The organism is Streptomyces sp. NPDC001920 (assembly GCF_053594495.1).
On the sequence record NZ_JBSFEP010000021.1, the window covers coordinates 116,704 to 129,053 of the forward strand.

The window sequence follows — 12,350 nt, forward strand, 5'->3', positions numbered from 1 at the left end:
CTCTCCGCCCCGGGCGCCCGACTCCTGTAGCGGTACGTGCGTCAGGAGGCCGTTGATGAAACCACCCCCAGGTGTGCCGCCCGCCCTCTGCGGGTTCCTGGTTCTGCTCGCTCTGATCTTCACCGTGTCGTACGCCGTCGGAGCCGCCACAGGTCCCGTCGCGCCCGGCATGCACCGTTCCGGAACGGGCGGCGACGGCACGGGCACGGACGAGAAGGACGCGGACCACGGCGACATGCACATGGGCGACATGGGCATGGGCGAGACGGACATGGGCCGGACGAACATGGGCCGGACGAACATGGGCCGGCGGGACATGGGCCGGACGGACGCTGACGACATGGGCGTGCGGCAGCGGAGCGGCGGCTGATGACCACCGAGTCCGCACCCCCGATGACCACCACGGACCTCACCGTCGGCGGCATGACCTGCGCGGCCTGCGTGCGGCGGGTGGAGAAGAAGCTCGCGAAGCTGGAAGGTGTGACCGCGACGGTCAACCTGGCCACCGGGCGCGCCCGGGTCAGCCACCCGCCGGACGTCCGGGCCGAGGACCTCGTGGCCACCGTCGAACAGGCCGGCTACACGGCCGCGTTGCCCGAGCCGCCGCAGCCACCCGAACGCCGGGACGACGACCGCCGGCCGGCCGGGGAACCCCCCTCCGAGCGTGACCGGCTCCTCATCACCGCGCTGCTCGCGCTGCCGGTCCTCGTACTGTCGATGGTGCCCGCCTGGCAGTTCCGCAACTGGCAGTGGCTGTGCTTCGTGCTGGCCGCGCCGGTCGCCGTGTGGAGCGCCTGGCCGTTCCACGTGCGGGCCCTGCGCGGGCTGCGGCACTCGGCGTCGACCATGGACACGTTGGTCTCCCTGGGCGTGGCGGCGTCCTTCTGCTGGTCCGCGTACGCGCTCTTCCTCGGCGGCGCGGGCACGCCCGGCATGCGGATGCCGTTCAGCCTGCTGCCCTCCGCCTCCGACGGTGTCGCACACGTGTACCTCGAAGCGGCCGTCGGCGTCCCGCTGTTCGTGCTGGCCGGCCGCTTCCTGGAGGCGCGGGCACGGCACGGCACCGGGGCGGCGCTGCGCTCGCTCGCCCGGCTCGCCGCCAAGGAGGTGTCGGTACGGGAGGACGGCGCGGAACGCCTCCTGCCCATCGAGGAGTTGACGGCCGGGCAGGTCTTCGTCGTACGCCCCGGCGAGCGGGTCGCCACCGACGGCGAGGTGGTGGAGGGCAACTCCGCCGTGGACCTGTCGCTCGTCACCGGGGAGAGCGAACCCGTCGAGGTCGGACCCGGCAGCGCGGTGGCGGGCGGCGCCGTCAACGCGGGCGGACTGCTCCTCGTACGGGCCACGGCCGTCGGAGCGGACACCCAACTGGCCCGGATCACCCGGCTCGTCGCCGAGGCACAGGCGGGCAAGGCGCGGGCGCAGCGCCTCGCCGACGCCGTGGCCGGGGTCTTCGTACCCTCCGTGCTGGCCTTGGCGGTCACCGTGCTCGGGTTCTGGCTCGGGGCCGGGGCGGAACCGCAGGCGGCGATCACCGCGTGCGTCGCCGTACTCGTCGTCGCCTGCCCCTGTGCCCTCGGTCTGGCCACCCCGACCGCTCTGATGGCCGCCACCGGACGCGGCGCCCAACTCGGCGTCCTGGTCCGGGGGCCGCAGGCCCTGGAAGGGCTCCGGCACATCGACACCGTCGTCCTCGACAAGACCGGCACCCTCACCTCCGGGCACATGAGCGTCAGCCGCGTGACCGCCGTGCCGGGCGGGCTCGGCAAGGAGGCAGTACTGCGGCTGGCCGGCGCCGTCGAACAGGGCTCGGAACACCCGCTGGGCCGCGCGGTCGTCGCCCACGCCCGCCGAACCCTGGGCGAACAGGGGCCGTTGCCCGAGGTGCGCGACTTTCGAGCGGAGGCGGGCAGGGGGGTGCGCGGTCTGGTCGAGGGCCGAGTGGTCGAAGTCCACGCGCCCGACGACGAGATCCCCGCCCCGCTGGCGAACGCGCTGCCGGAGGCGGAGGCCGCCGCGCACACGCCCGTCCTCGTCCGGGTCGACGGGGTGGCGGAGGCACTGATCGAGGTCGGCGACGTGGTACGCCCCGGGGCCTATCGGGCCGTGGACCGGCTCAGGCGCCTCGGGGTGCGGCCGGTGCTGGCGACCGGCGACCGGGAGGCCCCGGCCCGGGCGGTGGCCTCGGCCCTGGGCATCGAGGAGTTCCACGCGCGCTGCTCACCCGAGGACAAGGCCGACCTCGTGCGCGAGTCGAGGGCGCGGGGCCGCCGGGTCGCGGTGGTCGGCGACGGCGTCAACGACGCGGCGGCGCTGGCCGGAGCCGACCTCGGGATCGCCATGGGCACCGGCACGGACGTTGCCATCGGGGCCGCCGACGTGACCCTGGTGCGCGGCGACATCGAGGCCCTCGGGGACGCCGTACGGCTCGCCCGGCGCACCCTGCGCACGATCCGCGCCAACCTGCTGTGGGCCTTCGGCTACAACGCGGTCACCGTGCCGCTCGCCATGGTCGGCCTGCTCAACCCGATGGTCGCCGCGGTGGCCATGTCGGTGAGCTCCCTGCTCGTCGTGGGCAACAGCCTGCGGCTGCGGGCCTGGCAGCCGGGGCCCGCCCGGGGCCCGCGGCGTGGCACCGGCGCGGGCCGGGAGGGACGTACGCGATGACCGCACCCACGGCCCAGCGAACGGCCGCTCCAGGCCCTTGGCGTCCCAGCCGCCGCCGTGTCGCCGATGGGCTGCGCGCCGCGCTCGCCCCGGTCGCCGCGTGCAGCGTCGCCTTGGGCGGCCTGACCACGTGGGTGAGCACCGGGGCCGCGGGCACCCCGGCGCGGATCACCGTCACCGACGGGCGGGTCTTCCTGCCGTACGGCGAGGTCCGGGACACCGCCGCCTTCTTCCGGATCACCAACTCGGGTGGTAGCGACGACCGGCTGCTGAAGGTGACCTCGACCTCGGCCGAGGACGGCGCGGAACTAAGCCGGCACCGCATGGTCAACGACAGTGCGGCGTCCGCGCGGACGGTGGACTCGGCCCGCGTCCCCGCCGGCGGTCGCCTCGTGATGTCCCCGTACGGGCTGGACGTGACGCTGCGGGCGCGGCCGGAGTGGCAGGAGGGCACGTTCGTGCCGTTCACGCTGCACTTCCGGCATGCCGGACGGATCGAGGTGGAGGCGCTCGTCGTCCGCCCCGGCGGGGTCGGATGAGGGCACCGCCACTCCCTTAGAAGTCGGGCTGCGTGCGCGCCAGGTTCCCTCGCGTCGATGTGTCCTGTATCACTCTTCTGGGCTTGAGTGTGGGGTGGGGGTGTTGCGCGTACCCCTCCGTGACGAGCGGGCCCAGGATGCGAGGATGAGGGCCGTCATGACTGCTGGGTGGGGTGTGCGCACGATACGGGCCGCGGTGTTCGCGGCCGTGTGCGTGCTGCTCGCCGCCCTCGGCCACGTCCTGATGTCGGGCGACACCGTCCCGTGGTGGACGCTCGCCGCCGGTGCGCTCGTCACCGGAGGGGCGGGCTGGTGCCTCGCGGGCCGGGAACGCGGTCTCCCGCTGGTCGTGTCCGTCGTGGTCGTCGCCCAGGGCGGGCTGCACGCGGCCTTCGAGTTCGCCCAGTCCGCGGCCTCGCCCTGGCGTGGAACAGGCGCCCTGTCCACACATGTGGGTTCCACACACATGGGCGCCACACACATGGGCTCCAGGTACTCCCTGGGCTCCCAAGAAATGGGTTCCACGGGTTCCATGGGTTCCACGGCCATGAGTTCCATGGACATGGGACACATGGGCGTGCGCCCCATGGATGCCGGTCATGTGGCCGCGGGGCACATGGACTCCGGCCACATGAGCATGGGCCACATGGACGTGGGCCACATGGGCATGGGCCACGACATGGCAGGCACGTCATCGCTCGGCATGTTCGCCGCCCACACCCTCGCCGCGCTGCTGTGCGGTCTGTGGCTGGGGCACGGTGAGCGTGCCGCGTTCCGCATCCTGCGGGCCGTCGCCGGATGGCTGGCCGCCCCCCTGCGGCTGGTGCTCGCGCTGCCCGCACCGCCGCACCGTCCGCGTCTACGGCCACGTCGCGGTCGTTGCGACCGGTCGCCGCGGCTTCTCCCGCTCGTCCACACGATCACCTCTCGGGGTCCTCCGGCGGGGACCGCTGTCGTCTGAGACAGCCGGTTCCCCGAGGCCGAACGGACGTCCGCGAATGTCGACTAGTCGACGGCGCCGGACGTCGTGTCGAGACCGACACATCGACACCGACACATCGACACCGACACGTCGACACCGACACGTCGACACCGACCGTGCCTCGGGCCCGCGGCCGTACCTGCCGTACGGCCGTGTCCCGCATTCCCGGACGCTCCGGTACGGCGTTCCGCGCGCCTCGCGTGCCCCGGCGCCCTGCGGCGACCCCGCTGCGCCTGCCGTGCATGCCCTCGTGCCCGCCGCCCCGGAGTCCGGACTACCCGAGAAGGACTCAGGTGATCACTCCTGCCCTGCCCTCCTCACGCGCGCCGCGCGTGAGGCAAGCGACGGCGGACAACAGCTCAAGAACGGCCTCGTGCGACGAGTCGACGACCGCGTGGGCGTTGGCCGCACGCGGCGGCGACCCGGACGCGGCCGATCGTTTCGTCCGCTCCTTGCACCGTGATGTCGTGCGGTACGTGGCGCACCTCTCCGCCGATCCGCAGGCCGCCGACGACCTCGCGCAGGACACGTTCCTGCGGGCGCTCGGCAGCCTGCACCGGTTCGAGGGCCGCTCCTCGGCCCGCGCCTGGCTGCTGTCCATCGCGCGCCGCGCGGTGATCGACAGCCATCGGTACGCCGCCGCCCGCCCGCGGCTGTGCGACACCGACGACTGGACGCTGCTGGCCGAACGCGCCCAGCCGACCGACCTGCCCGGTTTCGACGACGGCATCGCCCTGCTGGACCTGCTGGACGCGCTTCCCGACGAGCGCCGCGAGGCGTTCGTGCTGACCCAGCTGGTAGGCCTGCCGTACGCGGAGGCGGCCGAGCGGAGCGACTGTCCCGTCGGGACGGTCCGCTCACGCGTGGCCCGCGCCCGGGCCACGCTCGTCGAACTGCTGGCCGACGCCGACGCCGACGCCGACGCCGACGCCGACGCCGACGCCGACGCCGACGCCGACGCGGACGCCGAGGCCGGGGCCCACCCCCAAGTCCGGGCCGGTGCCGCCGCCCCGGCGGAAGCGGCCGCCGTGGCCGCCTGACGGGGAACGCGGTGTCGGTTCCGCCGCCGGGAACTGACACCGCGTTCGCCCCGACTACTGGATCGGATGACGGGGATCAGCCCGTGCGTCCAGTGGATCGTGGGGAGTTTCGATGCGTTCTCGTGTGTGGCGGAGTACGACCGCCGTGGTGCTCGGTGGCCTGCTGGCCGCAGGCTGCGACAGCGGCGCCGGTGACAGGTCGAGCCCCGCCGCGGGCAAGGGCAAGGGCGACTCCACCGGCTACCCGGTCACCGTCACGGACTGCGCGGGCGCGAAGACCACGTTCACCGCGGCCCCGAGGGGCATCGTCACCAGCAACGCCTCCGCCCTGGAGCTGCTGCTGAGGCTGGGCGCCGGGGACAAGGTGATCGGCACCGGCTTCCCGCCGGGCAAGGGCACTCTGCCGGGCGGGCTCGACGCCCGGGCACAGCGGGTGAAGGTGCTCGGCGAGAGCGTCATCCCCAAGGAGAAGCTCCTCGGTTCCGGCGCCGACCTGTACATCGACACCTTCGCCTCGATGAACATGGGCGGCGGCATGGGGGACGCGCCCACCGAGGAGGAGTTCCGGGCGGCCGGTATCAAGCACACGTACCTGAAGTCCACGGCCTGCGCCGCCATGGGCAAGGGCCCGGTCACGGACCTGTCCGCAGTCCAGGACGACATCCGCTCGCTGGGCGCCGTCACGGGGACGGGCGCGAAGGCCGAGGAACTCGTCGCCGGGATGAAGGAGAAGCTGGGCGCCGTACGGAAGGCCGTCGGCGGGGTGCCGCAGGGCGAGCGGCCCACGTACTTCTTCTTCGACTACGACGCCGGCACCAAGCAGCCCATGGCCGTCTGCAACCGCCAGATCGCCAACGCGGTCATCTCGCTCGCCGGCGCCCGCAACGTCTTCGCCGACTGCGACGGCGACTTCACACAGGTCGGCTGGGAGGACGTGATCGCGAAAAACCCGGACTGGATCCAGCTGGGCGTGCGTGACCGGGGCAGTGAGGCCGCGAACGAGAAGGCGTTCGACGAGGCGGAGCAGTGGCTGAGGTCCGACGCGGCGACCAAGGGCCTGAAGGCGGTCCAGGAGGGCCGTTTCCTGCGCATCGGATCGGAGCGGACCACCATCGCGGGCGTCCGGAACGCCGACGCGGTCGAGGAGATCGCCAGGACGATCCACCCCGGCAAGGCCGGCCGGCCGTGACTTCCTCGCTGTCGCGGCCCGAGACGGCCCCCCGCGACACGGCTGCCGGCACGCGGGCCGGCAGCGACACGGCCACCGGCGCGCGAGCCGGCAGCGACACGGCCACCGGCGCGCGAGCCGCTCGCGGAACGGCCGGCCGAGGGCGGGCCGCCCGAGGGGAAGGGACCGGCACCGAGGCACGCGCGCTGCCCGCAGGAGTGGCGGCGTCGGTCCTCGGTGTGGCGCTCCTCGCCGCACTGACAGCCGCCGTGTCCTGGGGGTCGACGTCCGTCCCACTCACGGAGGTGTGGAGCGCGGTGGGGCGGCGGCTGTCCGGCGAGGCACCCCGTCCCGGCACCAGCGACCTCATCGTCTGGCAACTGCGCGTGCCCCGCGCCCTGTTGGCCGCGCTCGTCGGCGCCGGGCTCGGTGTCGTCGGTACGGCGGTGCAAGCACTGGTGCGCAACCCGCTGGCCGACCCGTACCTCCTGGGGATCTCCAACGGCGCCTCCCTGGGCGCGGTCGCCGCGATCGTACTCGGGTTCGGGGCCGGTGCAGCACTGGGCCTGGGGCTGTCCGCGGCGGCCTTCGCCGGTGCCCTGGTCACCCTCGCGCTGGTGTGGGCCGTGGCCCGGAGGGGCGGCGGGTTCGCGCCGCTGCGCCTGGTGCTGGCCGGCGTGGCGATCGGCCAGTTCCTGTCCGGGTTCACCAGCTACCTGGTGCTCCGGGCGGGCGACGAGCAGCAGACCCACAGCGTGCTGTTCTGGCTCATGGGCAGCCTCAGCGGGGCGAACTGGGAGCTGCTGGCCGCACCGGCGGTCGCCGTACCGGCCGGATGGCTGTGCCTCCAAGCACGCGCCCGCGGCCTGAACGCCTTGCTGATGGGCGACGAGACCGCGGCCGGGCTCGGCATCGACGTCACCCGGCTGCGGCGCGAGCTGTTCGCCGTGACCAGCGTGCTGACCGGCGTCCTGGTGGCCGTCTCGGGCGCGATCGCCTTCGTCGCGCTGATGGTGCCGCACGTCTGCCGACTGGTGGCCGGCGGTGACCATCGCCGTCTGCTGCCGCTCTCCGCGCTGTTCGGGGCGCTGTTGCTGGTGATCGTGGACATCGTCTGCCGCACGGCGATGGACACCCAGGAGCTGCCGGTCGGCGTGGTCACCGCGCTCCTCGGGGCGCCGACCCTGCTGTACCTGCTCGACCGTCGTGCGAGGAGCGGAAGTTGAGGATCGACATCGAGGACCTGCACGTCACCTACGCCGGGCGTACGGTCGTCGCGGGCGCCCATGTGATCGCGGCCGAGGGCGAGATCACCGGCCTCGTCGGTCCCAACGGCAGTGGCAAGTCCACCCTTCTGCGCACCGTCTACCGGCATCTGAAGCCGGCCGCCGGCCGGGTGCTGCTGGCCGGCACCGACCTGCGCCGGCTGAGCCCGCTCGCGACGGCCCGGCATGTCGCCGCCCTCCCGCAGGAGCGGGGCGGCGACTTCGAGCTGACCGTCCGCGAGGTCGTCGCCATGGGCCGTACGCCCTACAAACGGGCCTTCGCCGGGGAGGACGCCACCGACCGGGACGTCGTCGCGGGCGCCCTCGCGGACGTCGGCATGGAGCGGCACACCGGACGCCGCTTCACCGAACTGTCCGGCGGCGAACGCCAGCGCGTGCTGCTGGCCCGTGCCTTCGCCCAGCAGCCGGACGTCCTGGTGCTGGACGAGCCCACCAACCACCTCGACATCCGCCACCAGGTCGAACTGCTCGCCCTGCTCCGGGCCGGGCGCCGTACGACCCTGGTGTCCCTGCACGACCTCAACGCCGCCGCCTCCGTCTGCGACCGCCTGCACGTCCTGCACGACGGTCACGTGGTCGCCTCCGGCACCCCGCGCCAGGTGCTCCAACCCGCCCTGATGGCCGAGGTGTTCGGGGTACGGGCGACCGTGGTGGACCATCCGCTGACCGGCGATGCGCTGATCGCCTTCGATCACCGTGCGCCGGCGGGGCCGGACCAGCCGGACGGTCCGGACGGCGTCGACGGTCCCGACGGCGTCGACGGTCCGGACGGCGTCGACGGTCCGGACGGCGTCGACGGCCCGAGAACCTCCGACCGGCCGCATGGCGCGGGTATCCCACTGTCGGCCCCGAGCGGTGTCTCGGGGGCTGGTCCCGGGCGGTCACACCGGTGAGCGCCCACGATCGCGAAAGGCTGTGAACCATGAGCGACATCGCAGGCACCGAGGGCCTGGACCCGGTGGCGACCTTCTGCGGCAACTGCGACTGCGGCTGCCCCCAGCTGTTCATCGATCCCGCCGCCCCGGCCGAGCGCCGGGTCGTCCTCACGGACGACTTCGGGCAGCGGGTGCAGATGAGCGCCGACCAGTTCTCGTCGCTGGTCGCGGACGCCAAGTCCGGCAAGCTGGACGGCATCGGCGCGCCGTGACGCCGTAGCGGGGCGGGAGTCGGCGCCGTCAGGGGCGTCGACTCCACGTTTCTTCTGATTTCCGGTCATGCCCGGGAACTCGGCCCCCTCCGCCCCCGACCTCTGGAACGAGGCCGCCGTACCGCCGCCGCTCATGCGGGGGCGCCCGCAGCCTCGACTTCGCGCTCGGCCCGGCCCTGGCAGGGCGCCGGGCTCGGGTGCGTCGGCCGGGCTGACCACGGCCGCCTGGCCGCCTGGCGGCCTGTCGCACCGTGGCCCTGCTCGCCTGCTCGCCTGCTCGCCTGCTCGCCTGCTCGCCTGCTCGCCTGCTCGCCAGCTCGCCTGCTCGCCAGCTCGCCTGCCTGGCCGACGTGCCGCCTCCGTGCCCGAACGGGCCACCGACACCGTCCGAACCGATCCAGGAGTCCTCATGTGCGGAATCACCGGCTGGGCGTCCTTCCACCAAGACGCCCGCACCCAGGCCCCGGTGATCGAGGCCATGACCGCCACCCTCGCTCCTCGTGGGCCTGACGCGGGCGGTGTGTGGCTCGGTGAACGGGCCGCGATCGGCCATCGCCGGCTGGCTGTCATCGACCTCGCGGGCGGCGCTCAGCCCATGACCGACCGGCCTGACACGCCGACCGTGGTCCTCAGCTACAGCGGCGAGGTCTACAACCACCACGAACTCCGAGCCGAACTGCGCTCCCGCGGACACGAGTTCCGCACCCGCAGCGACACCGAGGTGGTGGTGCGGGCCTACGCGGAGTGGGGCGAGTCGGTGGCCGACCACCTGGACGGGATGTTCGCCTTCGCCGTATGGGACGAACGCGTCCAGCGGCTGCTGCTCGTGCGCGACCGGCTCGGCGTCAAGCCGCTGTTCTGGGCGGCCGTCGACGGTGGCGTGGCCTTCGCCTCCGAGCCCAAGGCACTCTTCGCCCACCCCGGGATACGGCCCCGGGTGGACGCGGACGGGCTGCGTGAGGCGTACAGCCTGCTGTTCAACACCGGGCCGACGGTGTGGTCCGGCGTACGGGAGGTCGAGCCGGGCGGCCTGCTGGTCCTGGACCGCGACGGCGTCCGTGAGCGACGTTACTGGCGGCTGGAGGCCGGTGCGCACGAGGACGACCGGGACACGACCGTGGACCGTATCGGCGCCCTGCTCGGTACGGCCGTCCGCTCCCAGTCGGAGGCCGACGTCCCGCTGTGCAGCCTGCTGTCCGGCGGCCTCGACTCCACCGTCCTGACCGCCCTGCTCGCCGACGAACTGCGCCTGCGCGAGGGCCCGGACGCCCGCCTTCGCTCCTACGCCGTCGACTACAGCGACCAGGCCGAACGGTTCACCGGCGACATCCTGCGCACCAGCCACGACACGCCGTACGCCACCGAGGCGGGCGCCTTCATCGGCACCGACCACGGCACGGTCGTCCTGGACCCGCTCGTCCTCCTCGACCCCGAGCACCGGCGTGCCGTCGTCGCGGCCCGGGACTCGCCGATCGGGGTCGGCGACATGGACACCTCGCTGTACCTGCTGTTCGGGGAGATACGGCGGCACTCCACGGTGGCCCTGTCCGGCGAGGCCGCCGACGAGGTCTTCGGCGGATACCCCTGGTTCCACGACCCCCGGGCGCTCGCCGCCGACACCTTCCCCTGGCTGCTGGTCACCGAGGACGAGGCCGCCATGCCGCTCAACCCCGAACTCGACCTGCGCATCGGCGAGTTCCGCGACGACACCTACCGCACCGCCCTGGCCGCCGTACCCCACCGTGACGGCGAGACCGCCACCGAGCACCGGCAGCGCGAGATGCAGCACCTGTCCCTGACCCGGTGGCTGCGCCAGCTCCTGCACCGCAAGGACCGGTTGAGCATGGCCCAGGGACTGGAGGTACGCGTCCCCTACTGCGACCACCGGCTCGTCCAGTACGCCTTCGACACGCCCTGGACGCTGAAGAGCTTCGACGGCCGCGAGAAGAGCCTCCTGCGCGCGGCCGGGGCCGGGCTGGCCCCCCACTCGGTGCTGCACCGCCCGAAGAACCACTACCCGGCCACCCACCACCCCGGCTACAACCGGGGCCTGCAGGACATGGCCCGCGAAGCGCTGTCCGCCAAGCAGGTCCGGGCGCTGGCCGACGAGACCCGCGTCAAGCCCCTCCTCGACATCCCGCCCGAGCGGCTGGAGTGGGGACACCGCCTGCGCCTCGAACGTGTCGTCGACCTCGCTCTGTGGCTGGACCACCACCGGCCCGAACTCGCCCTCTGAGGAGCCCCGCCATGACCACCGAGGAACCCCTCGCGGCCGCCGACCCGGAGCAGCTCCCCGACCCGGTCCCGCTGAAGGGCTGCCCCTACAAGGCCGACCCCTACCCGCTGTACGAGCGGATGCGCGCAGCCGGACCGGTGCACCGCGTCCTCTTCCCGAGCGGGGTACGGGCGTGGCTCGTCACCGGATACGACGCAGCGCACGCGGCGTTGAACGACGACCGTCTCGGCAAGGACCACGACCGCGGCAACGACCGCTGGCGCGCCCGCGCCTCGATCATGCCCGAGCCGCAGCACTCCCGGCTCCAGGTGCATCTCCTGCACCAGGACCCGCCGAAGCACACGCATATGAGGCGCTTGCTGACGGACGCCTTCTCACCGCGCCGGGTCGAGCGACTGCGGCCCCGGTTCCAGGACACGGCCGACGCGCTCGTCGACGCGCTCCCGGAGACCGGACCGGCCGACCTCGTCACCGGTTTCGCCGCCCTCTTCCCCTTCCGAGTCCTCGCCGAGGTCATCGGCCTGCCCGGGGAGTTGGCCGCACACTTCGACCGCGACTGGGGCAAGGTCGTCCAGCCGGTCGGGCCGACCGATCCGGGGCGGCCGCTGTACGAGTCCCGGTTGCACGGGTTGCAGAGCTACATCGCCGAGGTCGTCGCCCACAAGCGGGAGCACGCGGACGACGGCCTGCTCGGCCGGCTCGTCGCCGCCCGCGACCGGGGTGAACTCTCCCCGCAGGAGCTGGACTCGATGGTCTTCCAGCTGCTGGTCGCGGGCCAGGAGCCGGTCACGAACCAGATCACCACGGCCCTGGTCGCGCTGCTGCGCCACCCCGACCGGCTCGCCCGTCTGCGCGACGATCCCGGCCTCCTGCCTCGCGCGGTCGAGGAACTCCTGCGCTACGACAGCGCCTTCGAGCTGACCACCTGGCGCTTCTTCGACCGGAACAGCGACCTGCACGGCGCCGACGTCCCGGCCGGGGACTCCGTGATCGTGTCCCTGTGCGCGGCCAACCGGGACCCGCGCCGCTTCCCCGACCCCGACACCCTCGACCTCGACCGCAGCCCCAACCCCCACCTCGCCTTCGGGCACGGCATCCACTTCTGCCCCGGTGCCGCCCTCGCCCGCGCCGAACTCCAGACCGCGCTGGGTACGTTGCTCGCCCGCCTGCCCGGGCTGCGCCTGGCGATCAGGGACGCGGACCTCGCATGGATCCCGTCCGTCCTGGGCCGCGGCACACAGCACCTGCCCGTCGGCTACGACCGGCGGCTGTGAGGAAGGGCCAC

The 12,350-nt window shown here is 73.4% G+C and carries 11 protein-coding genes; all 11 read left to right on the forward strand.

Annotated elements, in window-relative coordinates; genetic code table 11:
- Positions 1–55: 55 nt before the first annotated feature.
- The 11 genes from ACWCPI_RS30995 (at position 56) to ACWCPI_RS31045 (ending at position 12,339) form a co-directional block, all read left to right on the forward strand.
- A complete protein-coding gene (locus tag ACWCPI_RS30995) occupies positions 56–370 on the forward strand; it encodes a hypothetical protein (RefSeq protein WP_451041259.1) in 315 nt (104 codons plus the stop codon).
- A complete protein-coding gene (locus tag ACWCPI_RS31000; RefSeq protein WP_451041260.1) occupies positions 370–2,667 on the forward strand; it encodes a heavy metal translocating P-type ATPase in 2,298 nt (765 codons plus the stop codon). Before ACWCPI_RS30995 ends, ACWCPI_RS31000 begins: the two co-directional genes overlap by 1 nt.
- On the forward strand, positions 2,664–3,206 hold the full coding sequence (locus ACWCPI_RS31005) for a copper chaperone PCu(A)C (RefSeq protein ID WP_451041261.1): 543 nt from the start codon (positions 2,664–2,666) through the stop codon (positions 3,204–3,206). The genes ACWCPI_RS31000 and ACWCPI_RS31005 overlap by 4 nt, the downstream gene beginning before the upstream one ends.
- 157 nt (positions 3,207–3,363) lie before the next feature.
- Positions 3,364–4,167, forward strand: a complete 804-nt coding sequence (locus ACWCPI_RS31010) for a hypothetical protein (RefSeq protein ID WP_451041262.1) — start codon at positions 3,364–3,366, stop codon at positions 4,165–4,167.
- Between the two features lie 314 nt (positions 4,168–4,481).
- Positions 4,482–5,228 carry a sigma-70 family RNA polymerase sigma factor gene (locus tag ACWCPI_RS31015; RefSeq protein ID WP_451041263.1) on the forward strand — a complete coding sequence of 249 codons (747 nt, stop codon included), beginning with the start codon at positions 4,482–4,484 and terminating at the stop codon, positions 5,226–5,228.
- A gap of 112 nt (positions 5,229–5,340) precedes the next feature.
- Positions 5,341–6,417: an ABC transporter substrate-binding protein gene (locus ACWCPI_RS31020; protein ID WP_451041264.1), complete on the forward strand. Its 1,077-nt coding sequence runs from the start codon at positions 5,341–5,343 to the stop codon at positions 6,415–6,417.
- 185 nt (positions 6,418–6,602) lie between these two features.
- On the forward strand, positions 6,603–7,622 hold the full coding sequence (locus ACWCPI_RS31025; protein ID WP_451041301.1) for a FecCD family ABC transporter permease: 1,020 nt from the start codon (positions 6,603–6,605) through the stop codon (positions 7,620–7,622).
- Positions 7,619–8,575 carry an ATP-binding cassette domain-containing protein gene (locus tag ACWCPI_RS31030; protein WP_451041265.1) on the forward strand — a complete coding sequence of 319 codons (957 nt, stop codon included), beginning with the start codon at positions 7,619–7,621 and terminating at the stop codon, positions 8,573–8,575. Before ACWCPI_RS31025 ends, ACWCPI_RS31030 begins: the two co-directional genes overlap by 4 nt.
- A gap of 29 nt (positions 8,576–8,604) precedes the next feature.
- The gene (locus ACWCPI_RS31035; protein WP_451041266.1) at positions 8,605–8,829 is read left to right on the forward strand and encodes a hypothetical protein; all 225 of its coding nucleotides are present in this window, start codon (positions 8,605–8,607) and stop codon (positions 8,827–8,829) included.
- A gap of 409 nt (positions 8,830–9,238) precedes the next feature.
- On the forward strand, positions 9,239–11,065 hold the full coding sequence (gene asnB, locus ACWCPI_RS31040) for an asparagine synthase (glutamine-hydrolyzing) (protein WP_451041267.1): 1,827 nt from the start codon (positions 9,239–9,241) through the stop codon (positions 11,063–11,065).
- Positions 11,066–11,076: 11 nt separating this feature from the next.
- Positions 11,077–12,339, forward strand: a complete 1,263-nt coding sequence (locus ACWCPI_RS31045; protein ID WP_451041268.1) for a cytochrome P450 family protein — start codon at positions 11,077–11,079, stop codon at positions 12,337–12,339.
- Positions 12,340–12,350 lie beyond the last annotated feature (11 nt).

What these genes read in the sequence shown, in the direction of transcription:
- asnB (WP_451041267.1), top strand. Translation starts at nt 9,239, where the DNA reads ATGTGCGGAATCACCGGCTGGGCGTCCTTCCACCAAGACGCCCGCACC.
- ACWCPI_RS31020 (WP_451041264.1), top strand. Translation starts at nt 5,341, where the DNA reads ATGCGTTCTCGTGTGTGGCGGAGTACGACCGCCGTGGTGCTCGGTGGC.
- ACWCPI_RS31010 (WP_451041262.1), top strand. Translation starts at nt 3,364, where the DNA reads ATGACTGCTGGGTGGGGTGTGCGCACGATACGGGCCGCGGTGTTCGCG.
- ACWCPI_RS30995 (WP_451041259.1), top strand. Translation starts at nt 56, where the DNA reads ATGAAACCACCCCCAGGTGTGCCGCCCGCCCTCTGCGGGTTCCTGGTT.
- ACWCPI_RS31000 (WP_451041260.1), top strand. Translation starts at nt 370, where the DNA reads ATGACCACCGAGTCCGCACCCCCGATGACCACCACGGACCTCACCGTC.
- ACWCPI_RS31045 (WP_451041268.1), top strand. Translation starts at nt 11,077, where the DNA reads ATGACCACCGAGGAACCCCTCGCGGCCGCCGACCCGGAGCAGCTCCCC.
- ACWCPI_RS31035 (WP_451041266.1), top strand. Translation starts at nt 8,605, where the DNA reads ATGAGCGACATCGCAGGCACCGAGGGCCTGGACCCGGTGGCGACCTTC.
- ACWCPI_RS31005 (WP_451041261.1), top strand. Translation starts at nt 2,664, where the DNA reads ATGACCGCACCCACGGCCCAGCGAACGGCCGCTCCAGGCCCTTGGCGT.